The organism is Nitratireductor alexandrii (genome assembly GCF_004000215.1).
Taxonomy (GTDB): Bacteria; Pseudomonadota; Alphaproteobacteria; order Rhizobiales; family Rhizobiaceae; genus Mangrovimarina; species Mangrovimarina alexandrii.
This window is the reverse complement of record NZ_RBVY01000006.1, coordinates 202,971-221,721: the sequence shown is the minus strand read 5'-3', so window position 1 is coordinate 221,721 and position 18,751 is coordinate 202,971. Positions and strand designations below refer to the sequence as shown.

The window sequence follows — 18,751 nt, the reverse complement described above, 5'->3', positions numbered from 1 at the left end:
GGGTCAGCGTAGCCAGCTCCGGTTGCAATTGCAACGCGCAGCCGGCCTCGCGCGCCCCGCTAGTGGGCGGTATCGGCCGGTCCGGCCTCGGCCAGAATCTCCAGCACTTCGCGGTCCGTAAGCTGCGGGAAATCGCGATAATGCAGGCTCAAGGCCCGGAAGCGGTCGGGCTGGCGCGGGCACACCACCAGATCCGCCTCGCGCGTCAATGCCGCGATCACCTCCGGTGGGGCGACCGGAACGGCGAGGATCACACGCGCCGGGCGGCGGCGGGCCAGGGCGCGGAGCGCAGCCTTTACCGTGGTGCCGGTGGCCACGCCGTCGTCGACGAGGATCACCGTGCGGCCGGCGACGTCGACCGGCTTGCGGGTGCCGCGATAGGTTTGCCGCCGGCGCTCAAGTTCCGGCCGTTCGTGCCGGGCAAGCGCCTCGAGGCCGGCCGGGTCGAGCCCGTAGGCCGCGACAATCTCGTCATTGGCCACGAGGTCGGGCGGATCGCCGTCGACCAGCGCGGCGAGCGCCAGCTCCGGATTGTCGGGAGCGCCGACCTTGCGGACGACGAGAATGTCGAGCGGGGCTTTCAGGGCGCGGGCGATTTCCGCCGCGACGGGGAGGCCGCCGCGCGGCAGGGCCAGCACCACCGGCCGATCCGGCGCTGTCATCGCGATTTCGGCGGCGAGCACACGGCCCGCCTCGCGCCGATCCCGGAACATCGTCGTTCCCTCCCGTGATCGCGCCTAGGGTGAGCGAAATGAGGCGCGCTGCCAAGCCCCGTCGGGGACGGCCTGGCGACCGAAAGCGGCGCGGGATGAAAGGCGTTGCTGAAAAAATGGCCGGATCTCGCGATCCGGCCCGAAGCTTGGAAGTGCCTTTCCGGGCAAGACCTCCAGAGGAGAACACCCACGGGGTCAAAACGGGAGGTAAAGACCCGATGAGCGACTTCTAATATGCTTGGGATCCGATCGACCAACAAGTGCCGGGCGCCAAAATCGGGTGGTCCAGAGGCGGCGACGTGTTGGGACATTCGCAGGCGCGGTCCCCCGTGCTAGGGCTGGTCCGGTAGCCGGTCGCCTCAAAGCGGCGCACGGCCCTTTACAGTCGCGCCGCGCCGTGAATTGCTGTCGTCAGCACAGGAGCAAACAGTGGTCTTCGAAACATGGCTTGCCTTTGCGGCCGCTTCGGCGGTTCTGCTTATCATTCCCGGGCCGACCATCCTGCTGGTGGTGTCCTATGCACTCGGCCAGGGGTGGCGTGCGGCGCTGCCGATGGCGTTCGGCGTGGCGCTCGGCGATTTCACGGCGATGACGCTGTCGATGCTGGGCATCGGCGCGCTGCTGATGACGTCGGCCACAATCTTCACGATCGTGAAATGGGCCGGCGCGGCCTATCTGATCTATCTCGGCGTCAAGCTGTTTCGCGCCGGTGCCAATCTCGATGCGCAGCCGCGCAAGGATGCGGCGGCGGCGGGCAAGATGCTTGGCCATGCCTGGCTGGTGACGGCGCTCAATCCCAAGAGTATTACATTTTTTGTCGCTTTCCTGCCGCAGTTTCTCGACCGGCAGGGCGATTTCTGGCTGCAAATGGCGATTTTCGAGGCGACTTTCCTGGCGCTGGCCTTCGCCAATGCGCTTGGTTATGCGCTGGCTGCCTCGCGGGCGCGTGCCGCGGTCAGAAACCCGCGCATCGTGTCGATCTTCAATCGCACCGGCGGTACGCTGCTCGTCGGCGCCGGCATCGCCACGGCGGTGACACGCTCGGGCCAGTAGGGCGATGACGGTGCACGACCGGCTCGGCTTCGCGCTATCGGGTGCGAGTGCCGACAGTGCCGAGGATTACGAGACCGGACTTGCGGCACTGCAGCGCTTCGCCGGCGATCCGGTCGACGCGGTCGAACGTGCCTTGGCCGCCAGCCCGGCTTTCGTCATGGCGCATGTGCTGAAGGGCTGGCTCTACGGGCTGGCCACCGAGCCGGAAGCCACCAAGGTCGCGCGGCGCTGTTTCGAGGCGGCCCGCGCCCTGCCGATGACGGCACGCGAGGCCGGTCACGTCGCAGCGCTGGGCGCCCTGGCGCAAGGCCAGTGGCACCGGGCGGGACTCTTGCTGGAAGATCTGACCATCGAAATGCCGCGCGACGCGCTGGCGCTCCAGGCCGGTCATCAGATCGACTTCTTCACCGGAAACGCGCGCATGCTGCGCGACCGCATCGCCCGCGCCCTGCCGGCCTGGGATGCGGCGATGCCCGGCTATCACGCCCTGTTGAGCGCGCATGCGTTTGGGCTTGAGGAAACCGGCGATTATGCGCGCGCGGAAGCGAGCGGGCGCCAAGCGGTGGAACTGGAACCGCGCGACGGCTGGGGCCAGCATGCGGTGGCGCATGTCATGGAGATGCAAAGCCGCCAGGCCGACGGAATCGCCTGGATGCGGGCCAATCCCGACAACTGGACGGCGGAGAGCTTTTTCCAGGTCCACAATTGGTGGCATCTGGCGCTGTTTCATTTCGATCTCGGCGAAACTGACGAGGTGCTGGCGCTTTATGACGGACCGATCCGCGGCGGCGAAAGCGCGGTCGCGCTCAACATGGTCGACGCCTCGGCGATCCTGTGGCGGCTTTTCCTGCGCGGCGTCGATACCGGCGGACGCTGGGAACAGTTGGCCGAATTGTGGGCGCCGTTCGCCGGCGCGGCCAATTACGCCTTCAACGACGTGCACGCGATGATGGCCTTTGCCGGCGCCGGGCGCGGCGACCTGGCCGCAAACCTGCTCGAGGCGCAGCGCGCGGCGATCGAAAGCGGCGGCGACAACGCCGCCTTCACGCGCGATGTCGGCCATCCCGCCAGCCTGGCGATCCGGGCCTTCGCCGACGGCGACCACCGCACGGCGATCGAACTCCTGAAACCGATCCGGGCGATCGCACACCGCTTCGGCGGCAGCCATGCCCAGCGCGACGTGCTCGACCTGACGCTGATGGAGGCGGCCTTGCGCGCCGGCGAGCGTCCGCTCGCTTTTGCGCTCGCGGCCGAACGGCACGCACTCAGGCCGCAAAGCCCGTTTTCCGATCTTCTGCTGCGCCGCGCCCAGGCTTTGCCGGCGATGGCCCCTTGATTTTTTCCGAGACACGAAAAAAATAGCGCGAATTGGCATTCGACCGGTTCTCATCGCCGGCAGATTTGCTATGACTGTGCGCGGCGTAAACTGGTCTGACCAGATTGGGGCGCGAAAACGACGTTTGTGCGCCGGGGCGCGGCGTCGATGGGAGGACGGAGACATGTATCTGGGGCTCGACCTCGGCACGTCGGGGGTTAAGGCGCTGCTGGTCGATGAGAGCCAGGCCGTCATTGCGTCGGCGACGGGCGCGCTTCAGGTGTCGCGGCTGCATCCCGGCTGGTCGGAGCAGGAACCGGACTGGTGGATCGCGGCGACGCGAGCGGCGCTGGACGGGCTCAAATCGGACCATGCGGCCGCGCTTGCCGCCGTGCGCGGCATCGGCCTTTCGGGCCAGATGCACGGGGCAACCGCGCTCGGCGCGGACGATCGGCCGCTGCGGCCGGCGATTCTTTGGAACGACACGCGCAGCCACCGGCAGGCGGCGCTGCTCGACGCCAATCCGCGCTTTCGCAAGATCACCGGCAACATCGTCTTTCCCGGATTCACCGCGCCGAAGCTCGCCTGGATGCGTGACAACGAGCCGGCGCTGTTCGAGCGCGTGCGCAAGGTGTTGTTGCCGAAGGACTATTTGCGACTGTGGCTGACCGGCACGCATTGTTCCGAGATGTCGGACGCGGCCGGCACTGCGTGGCTCGACGTCGGGAACAGGCGCTGGTCGGATACGTTACTGGCGGCCACCGGGCTTGGCGTCGACCACATGCCGGCGCTGGTCGAGGGCACCGAACGCAGCGGAACGCTGCGCGCGGAACTGGCGGCGGAATGGGGCATGGGCGCGGACGTGATCGTTGCCGGCGGGGCGGGCGACAACGCTGCCTCGGCCTGCGGCATGGGTGCGGTACGGGCGGGACAGGCCTTCGTCTCGCTGGGCACGTCGGGCGTCCTGTTCGCGGCCAATGCGCGGTATCTGCCCAACCCCGAAGGGGCGGTCCACACATTCTGCCACGCGTTGCCCGCGTCCTGGCACCAGATGGGCGTGATCCTATCGGCGACGGATTCGCTCAACTGGCTGGCCGGTATTACCGGCCGGACGGCCAGCGATCTGACGGGCGAACTCGGCGAAGCGCTGCAGGCGCCGGGCAGCGTGTCCTTCCTGCCCTATCTGTCGGGCGAGCGCACGCCGCATAACGATGCCGTCATCCGCGGCGTCTTTTCCGGCCTCGGCCACGAGAGCGACCGCCCGGCGCTGACGCGGGCCGTGCTGGAGGGCGTGGCGTTCGCGCTGCGCGACAGTCTCGAAGCTCTCGAGGCGGCCGGTACGCATCTGTCCCGGGTGACGGCGATCGGCGGCGGATCGCGCTCGGTCTATTGGCTGAAGGCGATCGCGACCGCGCTCGGCCTGCCGGTCGACCTGCCCGCCGAGGGCGATTTCGGGGCTGCGTTCGGCGCCGCGCGGCTGGGACTGATCGCGGCCGAGGGGGCCGATCCCCATGCGGTGTGCGCGCCCCCGCCGACCGCGGCGACGGTCGAGCCGGAAAGCCGGCTGCGCGGCGCCTTCGACGAGGCCTATGCGCGCTTCCGGGCGCTTTATCCGGCGATCCGGGGGACGATGTGAACCGCGCCAGCGTCCAATCGAAAGGAGCAACGACATGAGCACCGGGTTTTTCGGCGATATCGGCAAGGTCGGGTACGAGGGGCCGGACAGCACCAATCCGCTCGCCTATCGGTTCTACGATCCCGACCGGGTGGTGATGGGCAAGCGGCTGGAGGACCATCTGCGCTTCGCGGTCTGCTACTGGCATAATTTCGTCTGGCCGGGCAACGACCCGTTCGGCGGCGAAACCTTCGAGCGGCCCTGGTTCCCGGCAGATTCGATGGCGCAGGCGCGGCTCAAGGCCGACGTCGCCTTCGAGATGTTCTCCATTCTCGGCGCGCCCTATTTCTGCTTCCACGATCACGATTTGCGGCCGGAAGGCGCCACGCTTGGCGAAAGCGTGGCGCGGCTCGACGAAATCACCGACTACCTGGCCGGCAAGATGAACGAGACCGGGGTGAAGCTGCTCTGGGGTACGGCCAATCTGTTTTCCAACCGGCGCTACATGGCCGGCGCGGCCACCAATCCCGATCCGGACGTGTTCGCCTACGCGGCGGCGACGGTGAAGGCCTGCATCGACGCGACCTTCAAGCTCGGCGGGGAAAACTATGTGCTGTGGGGCGGGCGCGAAGGCTACGAGACGCTGCTCAACACCGACATGCGGCGCGAGCTCGACCAGCTCGGGCGTTTTCTGGCGATGGTCGTCGACTACAAGCACCGGATCGGTTTCAAGGGTGCGATCCTGATCGAGCCGAAGCCGCAGGAGCCGACCAAGCATCAATACGACTACGATGTCGCCACCGTCTACGGGTTCCTGAAACGCTACGGGCTGGAGAACGAGGTCAAGGTCAATATCGAACAGGGCCACGCCATCCTGGCCGGCCACTCCTTCGAACACGAGCTGGCGCTCGCCAACGTGCTCGGCATTTTCGGCTCGATCGACATGAACCGCAACGACTACCAGTCGGGTTGGGACACCGACCAATTCCCCAACAACGTGCCGGAAATGGCGCTCGCCTATTACCAGATCCTGCGCGGCGGCGGGTTTACCAGCGGCGGCACCAATTTCGACGCCAAGCTCCGGCGCCAGTCGCTCGATCCGGCCGACCTGCTTTATGCCCATATTGGCGGGATGGATTGCTGCGCGCGCGGGCTTATGGCAGCGGCGGCGATGATCGAGGACGAGGCGCTCGCCGGGCCCCTGGAAGAGCGTTATGCCGGCTGGAGCCAGGCCGAGGCCCGCGCGATGTTTGCCGGCGAGCGCACGCTGGAGGCGATCGCCGCGCGAGTGGAGGCTGAGGGCATCGAACCGGCCCCCTGCTCTGGACGCCAGGAATATCTGGAAAACGTCGTCAATCGTTACGTGTGAGCACGGGTGTTGCGGCGGCACCGGCCGCCAGCGCGAGATCGAAGGCCGTTTCGGCGAGCGTCCGGCCGTTGACCAGCAATTCGATGCGGTGGCGGCCGGCATGGTGTTTGCGGGTGGTGAAGTCGCGCACCGTTTGGGTGGTCGTCAGCGTGGCGCCGAGGCCCGCTTCAAGCTCGATTTCCCTGAACTTGAAAACCTTTCGCGATGTCGCGCCATTCTTTTTGACATAGTGGATGGCGTAGTCGACGACGAGGCGCTGGCTGGTGTCGGCGCGCGATACCAGCCGGGCTTCGATCGCGACGGGCGCGCCAAGCACGATCGCGGCCGGGATGACGGCGAAGCGCTCGACAGCGATTACAGGCGCGGCGCCGGCGCCGATCAGGGTCAGGGCGCGCTTGTCACCTTGCTTGATCAGTGTGCGCAGGCCGTGCTTGACGATCCAGGCGGTGCGGGGATTCTCGCGTGGCCATGCCGCGAGAAGGTTCAGCACCCAGCCAGGATGGTCCTTGGCGATGTCGTTTAAATGGTTGGCGACGGATTTGCGTACGTAAGGGCTCGGATCGGCTTTCAGCGTGGCGAGGATCGTGGCGACGGGCGCCGGATCGGCCGTCAGCGCCTTGAGCCGGAACGACCAGGGCAGGCGCGGCCGGCAGCCCTCGCTGGCGAGGCGGCGCACATGCTCGTCCGGATCACGCGCCCATATTTCCATCACCGCGAGGGTGCGGTGCAAATCGCGGTCGAGGAACGGCCGGATGGCGAATTCGGACGAGCCGTAGCGGGTCAGTTGCTTCAGCGCCGCCATCGATTGCTCGAAGCGGTCCGCGCCGTGGAGTGCGACATAATCCGACAGGGCGATGGCGACGAAGGGATGACCGGCCTCGGGCGCGAAGGCCAGAAGAAGCCTGACATTGTTCTCGAAGTCGCCGGGCAGGGCGGCGTGCAGGCCGGTCGCGATCCGCCGCACGCGCTGCATGATGCCGCGCTGGTCGAGCCCGTCCGTGACATGGGCGATGAAGCGGTCGGTCGCGAAATCCGGACAAAGCGCCGCCATGCGCCGCGCGATCCCATGCATGCGGTCGCGGTCGAGACTATCCTTGAGCAGCGGCGGGCTGGGTTCGGTCATCGGTGTCGGCATGTCCTTGGGGTGGGGATCGCCCCTCCTAGCATGCATGCCTGACAAGGATCTGTCAGGAGAAATCCAGCCTGTACGGATCCGGCCGAATCGCCGCTTGATCCTTGGGCAATAAACTGGGATACTAGTGTACAAAACAGGGAGGCAGGCGCGTGCGTCAAGCGTGGCGCTGGTTTGGTCCAAGGGACAAGGTTTCGCTGGCGGATGCGCGCCAGGCTGGGGCGTCGTGCGTCGTTACGGCGCTGCACCATGTCCCCGCCGGAGCGATATGGCATGCCGAGGAGATCGAGGCGCGCCAGCGCGAGGTGGCGTTCCACCCCGACGGCAGCATGACCCACCTCGCCTGGGAGGTGGTCGAGAGCCTGCCGGTTTCGGAGGCGATCAAGACGCAGACGGGAGACTGGCGCGCCGATCTCGTCCATTACAAGCGCAGCCTGGAAAACCTGGCCCGGGCCGGTATCGAGACGATCTGCTACAATTTCATGCCGGTGCTCGACTGGACCCGCACCGAGCTCGCCTGGCCGCTCGGCCATGGCGGCACGGCAATGCGCTTCGACCTTGCCGATTTCGCCGCCTTCGACATCCATGTGCTGAAACGCCGGCACGCTTCCGCCGACTATGAGGCGCCCATCTTGGAGACGGCGAAGGAGCGGTTCGACGCGCTCGACGAGGCGGGCAAGAAACGTCTGGCGGCCAACATCACCGCCGGGCTTCCCGGCGCCGCCGAGCACTGGTCGCTGGAAGGGCTGTCGCGCCAACTTGCGCTTTACGCGGGTATCGACGCCGCGCGGCTGCGGCAGAACCTGATCGATTTTCTGTCGGAGGTGGTGCCGCTGGCGCAGCGGCTCGGGCTACGGCTGTGCTGTCATCCCGACGACCCGCCTTTTGCCCTGCTCGGCCTGCCTCGGGTGATGTCGACCGAAGAGGATTATCGCGCCGTTCTCGATGCGGTCGACCTGTCCGCCAACGGTGTCACTTTCTGCACGGGATCGCTGGGGGTACGGCCCGACAACGACCTGCCGGCGATGGCGGCCCGGCTCGGCCCCCGCATCCATTTCGTCCACCTGCGCAATGTGCGTCGCGACGCCGAGACGGTGCCGTGCTCGTTCTTTGAGGACGAACATCTCGCCGGCCAGACCGACATGGTGGCGGTCGTTGCAGCGTTGCTCGCCGAGGAGAGCCGACGTCGCAAGGAGGGGCGGGCGGACGCCGAGATTCCGATGCGGCCCGATCACGGCCAGGAAATCCTCGACGACCTTACGCGCGGCGCGCAGCCGGGCTATCCGGCAATCGGGCGTCTCAAGGGGCTGGCGGAACTGCGCGGCGTGATGGCGGTTCTCGGTCGTCACCGGCAACGTATATGAGCGCGCGGCTGACCACGCTTGACGGATTGCCGGCGGGGATCCGCACGCCGGGTTTCGAACGCCGGGGACGCGGCGCCGGTATCGTCCATCTCGGCGTCGGCGCCTTTCACCGCGCCCACCAGGCGGTCTATACCGACGACGCGCTGGCCCGCTCGGGCGGCGACTGGATGATCATCGGCGTCAGCCTGCGGTCGTGCGATGTCGCGGAGGCCCTCAACCCGCAAGCGGGGCTCTACACCGTGCAGGTACGCGGCGGCGAAAAAATTTCGGCGCGCGTCGTCGGGTCGATCGCCAAGGTGCTGGCGGTGCCGCGCGAACCCGCCGCCGTGCTCGACGCACTGGCCGCGCCGTCGACCCGCATCGTCAGCCTGACCGTCACCGAAAAGGGTTATGGCTTCGATCCCGCGACCGGAGCGCTCGACCGGAGCCGGCCCGACATCGCCGCCGATCTTGCCGAACCCGACAGGCCGAGAAGCGTCGTCGGCCATCTGGTTGCCGCGTTCGCGCAGCGCCGGGCGCGCGGCGCGACGGGCCTGACGGTGCTGTCTTGCGACAATTTGCCGGGCAATGGCGAACTGGTGCGGCGGCTGGTGCTCGATTTCGCGCGGGAGGTCGATCGCGACCTGGCCTGCTGGATCGCCGAGACGGCGCGGTTTCCCTCGACCATGGTCGACCGCATCACGCCGGCCACCAGCGACGAAACCCTGGCCGAAGCGGAGCGGGCGACGGGGCGCGTGGACATGGCCGCAGTGGAAACCGAAGCGTTCTCGCAATGGGTGATCGAGGACGATTTCGCCGCCGGCCGCCCCGACTGGGAAGCCGGCGGGGCGTTGTTCGTGGCCTCGGTCGCGCCCTACGAGAAGATGAAGCTGCGCATGCTCAACGGCGCGCATTCGATGATCGCCTATGCCGGTTTTCTCGCCGGACACGAGCATGTGCGCGACGTGATGGCGCACGAGGCGATGCGCTTGCTGGTCGAACGGCATTTGCGCGATGCCGCGCGCACGCTGGACCCGGTTCCCGGGATCGCGCTGCCCGACTATGCCGCGCGCCTGATGGAACGTTTCGCCAATCCCGCGATCGCGCACCGCACCGAGCAGATCGCGATCGACGGCACGCAGAAACTGCCGCAGCGCGTGTTCGAGCCGGCGCTGGCGGCGTTCGAGGCAGGCTGGTCGCTCGACAGCTACGCGTTCGCCACGGCGATGTGGATCCGCTTCGTGCTCGGCCGCACCGAGGATGGCCGGGCCTATACGCTGCACGATCCGCGCGCGGCGGCGCTGGCGGCGGCGACCGACGGACACGGGGACGACGCCGGCGCGCTCGCCAATGCCGTTTTCGGGCTCGACGGGCTCATGCCGGCGCGGCTGGCGCAGGCCCGCGCCTTTCGCGACGCGGTTGAGACAAGGCTGGCGCGCATCCTCAAAGATGGGGTCGCCGCGGCGATCACGCGGGAGGCGATGCCATGCCGCGTGTGAAACATGTCCCGGAAGGCTTCGAACTCGGCGAAGCGCTGGACGGCATCACCATCGACCGCGCGCAGCCGATCGCCCGGCAGCTCTATCTGGCGCTGCGCCAGCGCATCGTCGACAGCCGGCTTCCCGCCGGAACACCGATCCATGAGAGCGAGATCGCCGCGTTTTGCCTGGTCTCGCGCACACCCTTGCGCGCCGCCCTGCAACAGCTCGCCAGCGAAGGGCTGGTGGTGACCCGGCCGCAGGTCGGCTCGATCGTGGCCGAGCGCGACCGGGCCCGGTTTTTGGAGGCGCTTTTCGTCCGCGCGGCCATCGAAGGCCGGATTGCGCGCCGGCTGGCGCAGACCGGTCTCGACGAAAAACGGCTGGCCCCGATCCTGGCCCGCCAGGAAGCGGCGGCACGCATCGACGACTATGCCTCCTTCTTCGAAGTCGATGAAACATTTCACGAATTGCTGGCCGACATGGCCGGAGTGCCCGGTGCCTGGCAACTCGCCCAGACGGTCAAGGCGCATGTCGATCGTGAGCGTTTCATCTTGATGTCATCCATCCACGGCCGCTCGCAGCGCGCCTTCGACGATCATATGCGTATACTGGCGGCGATCCGCTCCCAGGACGCCGATCGCGCGGAGGCCGAAATGGTCGGCCATATCGAGACGGTCCTGAACGCGTCGGGGCCTTGACAGCGGCACGGGGAAGGTGCTCAGATCGTATCTTATATAAGATATAAGACTACAATCTTGATGCATCGCAACATGCGACCTCGACCGTCCAAACCAGCGTGCACCGATCAGGGAGGAAATCATGAAATCGAGACATCTGCTTTCCGGAATTGCCTTCGCCGCGATCGTCGCGGCCTCGTCGGCCTCGTCGGCCTCGGCGGCCGAATTGCGCTTCGCCTGTTACCAGGACGGCGTGGAATGCGACGCCTGGGCCGAACAGTTCAAAGCGTTCGAGGCCGAGAATCCCGGCACCACCGTCGCGGTCGACATCGTGCCCTACAAGTCGATCGTGGAGAGCCTGCCGCTGCAGCTCGCCTCGGGCGAGGGCCCCGATCTCGCCCGCGTGACCGACCTCGGCGGACTGGCCACATATATGCTCGACGTGACGCCCTATGTCGCCGACGCCGCCAAGCTGGAGGAGCAATACGGCAAGACGCTCGCCTGGACCCGGGTCAACGGGCCGGACGACAAGGGCATCTACGCCATCATGGACCAGCAGACCGCCACCGGCCCCTTCGTCAACAAGACGCTGTTCGAACAGGCCGGCGTCGACATGCCGGGCGCCGGCGCGACCTATGAGGAGTGGGCGGCGGCGGCCAAAAAGGTGGCCGAGGCGACCCAGACGCCTTATCCGATGGCGCTCGACCGCTCGGGCCACCGCTACGCCGGGCCGGCGATCTCCTATGGGGCGAAGCTGTTCGACGACAAGGGCGATCCGATCACGGTTGATGAAGGCTTCCGCGCGTTTTCGGAGCAGTTCGTGGCCTGGAACGAGGACGGCACGATAGCCAAGGAGGTGTGGGCCGGCGCGGGCGGCGCGACCTATCAGGATGCCGCCAAGGAATTCACCAACGGCTCGCTCGTGATGTATATGTCGGGCTCCTGGCAGATCGGGCGCTTCGGGCGCGATATTGGCGACGCCTTCGACTGGGTCGCGGTGCCGGCGCCGTGCGGTCCCGGCGGTTGCACCGGCATTCCCGGCGGCGCGGCGATCGCCGCCTTCAAGCACACGAAAGCGCCGGAGGAAGTGGGCAAGCTGCTCGACTTCATCGCGCGCGAGGACGTGCAGGCCAAGGTGCTGGCCAAGACCAAGAACATCCCCGCCAACCAGGCGCTGCAGGTCAAGGGCATCGACTACGAAAACGCCACCGACGCCGAAAAGGCGGCCCTGACCGCGTTCGGCAACGCGCTCGCCGGGTTTTCGCCGGTCGCCTTCCAGTTCCAGGGCTACAAGAACAACCGCGCGATCATGAACGCCACGGTGACCCGCATCACCCAGGCGATCGTCGGTGAACTGTCGCTGGACGAGGCGCTCGACCGCATCGACGCCGATGTCGAGGAAGCCGTCGCGGCGGCGCAGTAACGGGATCGTCCCGACCCTGTCGCCGAAACCTCTCCCCGGTTTGCCGGGGGAGGCCGGCGACGGGACGTCTTCTCCGCACGACAAGCGGGGCGGGCGGTGAGGACAAGGGCCCATGTCATGAGGCACACGCGATGTTCGCACCCGTGACGACGGCGATATCCTACCTCTACCGGGCAGCCTTCGAGCTGTTCGAGCGACCGATGCTGGCCGTTCAGAAAATGACCGGTGCGCAGAAGATTGCCTGGGTGTTCCTGCTGCCCAATCTCCTGATTTTCGGCCTGTTCACCTTTCTGCCGATCTTCCTGAACTTCTTCTACGCCACCTCCGGCAGCGACCGTATCCTCTTGTCGGAGCGGCCCTATGTCGGGCTGGAGAACTTTTCCTCGCTGCTGGCCTGCGAAAACTATCTCGATCCCAATAGCTGCCAGCGCGATATCTTCTGGCGCGCCGTGCACAATACGAGCTGGTTCGTGGTGCTGCAGGTCGGGTTCATGATCCTGTTTTCGCTGGTCACGGCATTGGTGCTGAACCGCAACATCCCGCTGCGCGGTTTCTTCCGCAGCGTGTTCTTCTATCCGGTGCTGTTGTCGCCGGTCGTGGTGGCGCTGATATGGAAATGGGTGCTGCAGCGCTACGGTGTGCTCAATGCCGGGCTGGAGACGCAGGGGCTGCCGATCGTCAACTGGCTGGTCGAGGCCGACTGGGCCTTTTTCTGGATCGTGTTCGTGTCGATCTGGGCGCATATGGGTTTCTACACGCTGATCCTGCTTGCCGGGCTGCAGGCGATACCGGCCGATGTCTACGAGGCAGCGGAAATGGACGGCGCGTCGAAATGGCGGGTGTTTTCGAAGATCACCATGCCGCTTTTGATGCCGACCATGGTTGTGGTGCTGGTGCTGTCGCTGATCCGCGCCGTGCAGGCCTTCGACGAGATTTTCGTTTTGACCGGCGGCGGTCCCGGCTCGGCGACGCTATTGCTTTTGCAGTTCATCTACGAGACCGGCTTCGCCTTCCGACCGCAGCTCTACGGCCTGGCGGCGGCGGCCTCGCTTTTGATGGCGGCGGTGCTGATGGTGCTGACGCTTTTGCAACTGCGCGCCGCGCGCGGCCGCGGGGAGGGCTAGGCGATGCTGCGCTCCTTCCTGACGCGAACCCGCGGCCGCGGCCGGCTCGACCTCACGGACTGGCTGACTTTTGGCTACCTGGCGCTCGCCGTCGTCTTGATGTTCGGGCCGGTCGCCTGGATGGCGCTGTCGTCGTTCAAGACCGAATCCGCGCTGCAGGAATACCCGCCCTCGCTGTTGCCGCTGGCGCCGATCCATGTCGAGGTCGAAGGGTACGAGGAGCCGTTGCAGCTTTTTCGGGTGACGGGTGGCGAGCACGAGGGCCGGCTTCTGGCGCAGGTGCGCCGCATCGGGCTGATGAGCCAGATGGTCGACCCGCAAAATCCGGGCGAGCGGCTGCAGGTCAACATCAACGACCGCGTGCCGGAACGCGAATTCGCGCTCGCGGTGGAAAACTATTCCGCGCTGTTCGAGCGGTTCAATTTCGCGCTCTATTTCTGGAACTCGGTCTTCATAACCGTCATCGCGACGGTCATCACCATCCTGTTCAATTCGATGGCGGCGTTCGCGTTGTCGAAATATCGCTTCCGGGGCCAGACCTTCGTCTTTATCCTGATCATTGCCACGCTGATGATCCCGCCGACGATCAATCTGGTGCCGATCTATCTCGTGGTTTCGGAACTGGGCATGGTCAATTCGCCGTGGGGGGTGATCTGGCCAGCGGTGGCAACGCCGACCGGGGTTTTCCTGCTGCGGCAATATATGCTGACCATTCCCGACGATCTCTTGGATGCCGCGCGCATGGACCACGCGTCGGAATGGCGGGTCTATTGGCGCATCGTGCTGCCCTTGTCGGCGCCGGCGCTGGCCGTGCTGGTGATTTTTTCGGTGATGTGGCGCTGGAACGATTTTCTGTGGCCGCTGATCGTGTTGACCCGCTCCGAGCAATTCACGCTGCAGCTTGCGCTGAATTCCTTCCAGGGCGACCTGCAGACCAGTTGGTCGAACCTCCTGGCGATGACCGTGCTGACCCTGCTGCCGATCACGATCGTGTTCGCCTTTTTGCAGAAATACATCACGACCGGCATCGCCCAGACCGGGGTGAAATGATTATGGCGCTCGGGAAAGAGGGGTGAAGGATGGCGGTCCTCGAACTTGACGGGCTGATCAAGGATTATGGCGATGTCCGTGCCATTCACGGTGTCGATCTGACGATCGACAATGGCGAGTTCTGTGTGTTTGTCGGCCCGTCGGGGTGCGGGAAATCCACGCTGTTGCGCATGATTGCGGGACTGGAGGAGATTTCCGGCGGCGAGCTGCGCATCGACGGGGTGCGCGTCAACGAGCAGCGGGCGTCGGAACGCGGGCTGGCGATGGTGTTTCAGACCTACGCGCTCTACCCGCATATGACGGTGCGCCAGAACCTGGCCTTCGGGCTGGAGAATATCCGTACGCCCAAGCCGGAGATCGTCCGTCGCGTCGAGGCGGCGGCGACCATGCTGCAGATCGGCCCTTATCTCGACCGACGGCCGAAACAGCTTTCCGGCGGGCAAAGGCAACGCGTCGCGATCGGGCGGGCGGTGGTGCGCGAGCCGCGCGTGTTCCTGTTCGACGAGCCGCTGTCGAATCTCGACGCCGAATTGCGGGTTACCATGCGCGGCGAGATCGCCGGGCTGCACCGCCGGCTCGGCAACACGATGATTTATGTCACCCACGACCAGGTTGAGGCGATGACGATGGCCGACAAGATCGTGGTTTTGCGCGACGGGCGCATCGAACAGGCCGGCACGCCGCTGGAGCTCTACAACCAGCCGGCCAACAGCTTCGTCGCCGGCTTTATCGGCTCGCCGCGGATGAACTTTGTCGACGTGACCGTGCGCGAGGCCGAGGCCGGCGGTGTGGTGGTGTCGGATGCGGCCGGCAACGACTACCGGGCCGCCGTTGCGCCAGACGGGCTGGAACCGGGGGACGCGGCCGAACTCGGCATCCGGCCCGATCATTTGATCGTCGGCGACGCGGCCGGTCACGCGGTGACCGTCCAGTCGGTCGAGCAGCTCGGCGGCGAGTCCTATCTCTACTGCGAAACCGGGGCGGGGACGCCGCTGACCGTGCATCTGGCCGGCCAGACCGGGATCCGGCGCGGCGAGACCACCCATGTCGTGTTCAGGCCGGACTATACCCATCTGTTTCGCAAGTCGGACGGCCTCGGCATGAAGCGGCTGGTGGTCGGAGAAGCGGTGTGATGGGCAGCGTTGCGCCCTATCGCGCAGGCGGGGCGATGCCGGCGCGCCGCCAAAGCGGATAGGCCGGCAAGCCCCGTCGCCGCTGCCCGTAGCCCCCCCGTTCGGGCTTTCCTTCACCCAGGATGGTTCTGCCATGAGTTTTCTCGCCACGACGGGTCCCGTCGTTCCAGCCGCCTCGAGCCTCACCGCGCCGCTCGATGCCGGGTTTTCGTTGCGTGTGGAAGCGTTGTCGGACTGGCTTGTGCGGATCGCGATCCTGCCCGAGGAAGGACTTTGCGTCGACCGCACCTGGATGATCGCGCCCGGTGGCGACGTGCCCTGGCCGGGGCGGGACCGTGTGTCGAGCGAAGGTTTCGCGCCGCTCGAAGCGCGCCATGACCGGCAAAGCGAAACGACGTATTTCGGGCGGGACTGGCGTGTCGTCGTCCAGCCGGCACCGCTTGCGCTGACGGTCGAACGGCGCGTGTCCGATGGGTGGCAGCGCGTCGTTGCCGATCGCCCGACCGGCGCCTATCAATGGTTTGCCGGGCGCGGCGTGTTTCGCCATTTCCAGGCCCGCGCGCTCGACGACAGCCATTACGGTCTCGGCGACAAGTCCGGACCGCTCGACCGGACGGGCCGGCGACTCAGATGTCTGCAGACGGATTCGCTCGGCTATAATGCCGAGACCTCCGACCCGCTCTACAAACATGTTCCGTTCGTGATCGCCGGGCGTGCGGACGAGGCGGCGGGACTGCTCTACGACACATTCGCCGAGGCGACCTTCGATCTGGGCGCGGAACACTCCAATTACCATCCGCACTACCGTCATGTGGACCTGCAGGAAAAGGGCTTGGTGCTTTATGTCGTCGCCGGCCCGAAAGTGCGCGACATCGTGCCCAGGCTGATGGCGCTGACCGGCCGGCCGCATTTTCCGCCGCGCTGGTCGATGGGCTTCGCCTTCACCACCATGCACCACGCCGACGCGCCCGACGCGCAGGCGGTCATCACCGGCTTCGCCGAACGCTGCCGCGCCAACGCGATCCCGATCAGCGCCATCCATTCCGGCTCCGGCTACACGACACGCGCCGACGGGCGGCGCTACGTCTTCACCTGGAACGCGCAGAAATTTCCCGACCGCGACGGTTTCTTCGCGCGGCTTGGGGCGTTGGGGTTCCGCACGGCGGCCAATGTGAAGCCGGTGCTGCTGACCGAGCATCCGGCCTATCCAAGGGCGGCGGGCGAGGGCTGGTTCGTGCGGCGGGCCGACGGACAGCCCGCAGTGGAAATGTTCTGGGGCGGCGACGGCTCGAGCCTCGACTTCACCAATCCCGCGACGGTCGACTGGTGGAAGGCCGGCATCACGACAAACGTTCTGGAAGCCGGCTTCGGCGCCGGCTGGAACGACAACAACGAGTGCGAATTGTGGGACGAGACCGCCACGGTCGACGGCTTCGGGCGCCGCCTGCCGGCGATCGCGATGCGCCCGGTGCATGCGCTGTTGATGACACGGGCGACCTTCGAGGCGACGCGCGCGCACCGGCCGGACGAACGCCCCTACACGATCAGCCGGGCCGGGCCGATCGGGATCGCGCGCTACGGCGAAACCTGGACCGGCGACAACCGCACGAGCTGGCACACGCTGAAATGGAATCTGCGCCAGGGCCTGTCGATGAGCCTGTCGGGCATGCCATTCACCGGCCACGATATCGGTGGTTTCGACGGGCCGCGGCCCGGTCCCGAGCTTCTGGTGCGTTTCGTGGAAATGATGTCGCTGCATCCGCGCGCGGTGATGAACTCCTGGAAGCCGCAGCTCGACGAGCCGACCACGCTGCCGTGGATGCACCCGGAAGCGACCGACGCGGTGCGCGAGGCGCTGACGCTGCGCTATCGCTTCCTGCCTTATCTCTACCACCTCGCCCACGCCGCCCATCGCGACGGCGCGCCGTTGATAACGCCGCTGTTTTATCATTTCGACGAGCCGGAATGCCGGGACGAGACGGATTGCTTCATGCTCGGCGCCGACGTCCTGGTCGCACCGGCGGTCGAGGAAGGGGCGCGGGCGGTGGATGTCTACCTGCCGGAGGTCGAGGGCGGCTGGCACACGCTGCACGGCGAGACGGTTCATGCCGGCGGTCGGCAAGTCTCTATCGATGCGCCGCTCGGCCGGCTGCCGGTGCTGGTGCGCTCGGGCGCGGTCCTGCCGCTTGCAACCGACTGGCCGGACCGGGCGCCGCACGATTTCACCCGGGTCGAGCTGATCTTGTTCGCCGGACCCGGCGAGGGTGCTACGGAACGGGCGCTGTTCTTCGACGACGGGCTCGGCTGGGGCTATCGCGACCGTGACGCCTCGCTGTTGTCGTGCCGGGGCATCTGGGATCGCGACCGCGTCCGCCTGGCAGTCGAGGAACGATGGAGCGGCAGGGGCCGGCCGGAACTCGGCCTTGTCGGTCGCGGATTGGACAGGCGGCGCCTGGAGGTCGAGACCGCGCTCTGAACGCCGGTGTGCGGCAAGTGGCCTACTGAACCGCGAAAAAGTCGCGGATCTTCGCCGTCGCGTCGTTGAGCGCAGGCAGAACCTGGTCTTTCAGGTCGGCGACCGAAAGCCGGGCGGTCTGGGTGGAGACGTTGATCGCGGCGACGATCGCGCCGCTGCCGTCGCGCACGGGAACGGCGATCGAGCGCAGGCCCGGCTCGAGTTCCTCGTCGATGAGCGCATAACCCTCGTCTCCCGCGGCACGGATCAACGCGGCCAGCGCCTTCGGGTCGGTGCGGGTTTTCGGCGTCAGCGGTTTGAGCTCGGCGCCGGCCAGGAACCGGTCCAGTTCGTCGTCGGGCAGGCTGGACAGCAGGACCCGGCCCATCGAGGTGCAAAAGGCGGGCAGGCGGGTGCCGACCTGCAGGCCGACGCTGAGAATATGGCGGCCGGGCACGCGCGCGACGTAGACCACGTTTTCGCCAGACAGCACAGCGGCCGAGCAGGCCTCGCCAAAACGGTGCGAGACGGCGCGCATGAAGGGCTCGGCGAAGGACCACAGCGATGCGTTGCCAAGCCAGGTGCGCGCGACGGAGATCAGCCGAGAAGAGAGCCGGAACGTGCGGCCATCCTGGGTGGCGTAACCGGTTGCCACCAGCGTGTGCAGGAAGCGGCGCGCGCCGGCACGGGTTATGCCGGCCTTTTCGGCCATCTCGGTCAGGGTCATTCCGGCCGGGTGTGCGGCCAGGATTTCCATGACCGCCAGACCGCGCCCCAGCGAGCCGACGAGGTCGCGCGACTGGGGGTCCGAGAGCATTGACTCAGGCGAGGCATCCATATAACCAGTATCGCATATAAAACTAAGGTT

15 protein-coding genes are annotated in these 18,751 nt (G+C 66.6%); 12 read left to right on the top strand and 3 right to left on the bottom strand.

Features of this window, described 5'->3' with window-relative positions; translation table 11 throughout:
• Positions 1–59: 59 nt before the first annotated feature.
• Positions 60–713: a phosphoribosyltransferase gene (locus tag EP380_RS15540; protein WP_127599253.1), complete on the bottom strand. Its 654-nt coding sequence runs from the start codon at positions 711–713 to the stop codon at positions 60–62.
• 429 nt (positions 714–1,142) lie between these two features.
• On the opposite strand from EP380_RS15540, the gene EP380_RS15535 reads away from it, so the two are divergent.
• The 4 genes from EP380_RS15535 to xylA all read left to right on the top strand — a co-directional run bounded on the left by EP380_RS15535 (position 1,143) and on the right by xylA (position 6,065).
• Positions 1,143–1,766 carry a LysE family translocator gene (locus EP380_RS15535; protein WP_106572018.1) on the top strand — a complete coding sequence of 208 codons (624 nt, stop codon included), beginning with the start codon at positions 1,143–1,145 and terminating at the stop codon, positions 1,764–1,766.
• Between the two features lie 4 nt (positions 1,767–1,770).
• On the top strand, positions 1,771–3,102 hold the full coding sequence (locus EP380_RS15530) for a tetratricopeptide repeat protein (RefSeq protein ID WP_127599252.1): 1,332 nt from the start codon (positions 1,771–1,773) through the stop codon (positions 3,100–3,102).
• A gap of 163 nt (positions 3,103–3,265) precedes the next feature.
• A complete protein-coding gene (gene xylB / locus EP380_RS15525; RefSeq protein WP_127599251.1) occupies positions 3,266–4,717 on the top strand; it encodes a xylulokinase in 1,452 nt (483 codons plus the stop codon).
• 34 nt (positions 4,718–4,751) lie between these two features.
• Positions 4,752–6,065, top strand: coding sequence for a xylose isomerase (xylA, locus tag EP380_RS15520; RefSeq protein WP_106572015.1), 1,314 nt, complete (start codon positions 4,752–4,754; stop codon positions 6,063–6,065).
• On the opposite strand, the gene EP380_RS15515 is transcribed toward xylA, so the two are convergent.
• Positions 6,049–7,188 carry a DNA alkylation repair protein gene (locus EP380_RS15515; RefSeq protein WP_127599250.1) on the bottom strand — a complete coding sequence of 380 codons (1,140 nt, stop codon included), beginning with the start codon at positions 7,186–7,188 and terminating at the stop codon, positions 6,049–6,051. The two genes, xylA and EP380_RS15515, sit on opposite strands and share 17 nt — an antisense overlap.
• A 161-nt stretch (positions 7,189–7,349) precedes the next feature.
• Here EP380_RS15515 and uxuA point away from each other — a divergent pair, with 161 nt between their 5' ends.
• The 8 genes from uxuA to EP380_RS15475 all read left to right on the top strand — a co-directional run bounded on the left by uxuA (position 7,350) and on the right by EP380_RS15475 (position 17,904).
• Positions 7,350–8,561, top strand: coding sequence for a mannonate dehydratase (gene uxuA / locus EP380_RS15510; protein WP_127599249.1), 1,212 nt, complete (start codon positions 7,350–7,352; stop codon positions 8,559–8,561).
• Positions 8,558–10,039 (top strand): mannitol dehydrogenase family protein, encoded by a 1,482-nt coding sequence (locus EP380_RS15505; protein WP_127599248.1) that lies wholly within the window; start codon positions 8,558–8,560, stop codon positions 10,037–10,039. Before uxuA ends, EP380_RS15505 begins: the two co-directional genes overlap by 4 nt.
• On the top strand, positions 10,027–10,719 hold the full coding sequence (locus tag EP380_RS15500) for a GntR family transcriptional regulator (RefSeq protein ID WP_106572012.1): 693 nt from the start codon (positions 10,027–10,029) through the stop codon (positions 10,717–10,719). The genes EP380_RS15505 and EP380_RS15500 overlap by 13 nt, the downstream gene beginning before the upstream one ends.
• A 121-nt stretch (positions 10,720–10,840) precedes the next feature.
• Positions 10,841–12,121, top strand: a complete 1,281-nt coding sequence (locus EP380_RS15495) for an ABC transporter substrate-binding protein (protein ID WP_127599247.1) — start codon at positions 10,841–10,843, stop codon at positions 12,119–12,121.
• A 200-nt stretch (positions 12,122–12,321) separates the two neighbouring features.
• Positions 12,322–13,245 carry a carbohydrate ABC transporter permease gene (locus EP380_RS15490; protein ID WP_127599307.1) on the top strand — a complete coding sequence of 308 codons (924 nt, stop codon included), beginning with the start codon at positions 12,322–12,324 and terminating at the stop codon, positions 13,243–13,245.
• Positions 13,246–13,248: 3 nt separating this feature from the next.
• The gene (locus tag EP380_RS15485; protein WP_106572010.1) at positions 13,249–14,295 is read left to right on the top strand and encodes a carbohydrate ABC transporter permease; all 1,047 of its coding nucleotides are present in this window, start codon (positions 13,249–13,251) and stop codon (positions 14,293–14,295) included.
• 29 nt (positions 14,296–14,324) lie between these two features.
• Positions 14,325–15,428, top strand: coding sequence for an ABC transporter ATP-binding protein (locus EP380_RS15480; protein ID WP_106572009.1), 1,104 nt, complete (start codon positions 14,325–14,327; stop codon positions 15,426–15,428).
• A 133-nt stretch (positions 15,429–15,561) separates the two neighbouring features.
• Complete coding sequence (locus EP380_RS15475; RefSeq protein WP_127599246.1) at positions 15,562–17,904, top strand: glycoside hydrolase family 31 protein; 2,343 nt, start codon at positions 15,562–15,564, stop codon at positions 17,902–17,904.
• A 22-nt stretch (positions 17,905–17,926) separates the two neighbouring features.
• Here EP380_RS15475 and EP380_RS15470 read toward each other — a convergent pair whose 3' ends face one another.
• Positions 17,927–18,700 carry an IclR family transcriptional regulator domain-containing protein gene (locus tag EP380_RS15470; RefSeq protein WP_106572007.1) on the bottom strand — a complete coding sequence of 258 codons (774 nt, stop codon included), beginning with the start codon at positions 18,698–18,700 and terminating at the stop codon, positions 17,927–17,929.
• Positions 18,701–18,751 lie beyond the last annotated feature (51 nt).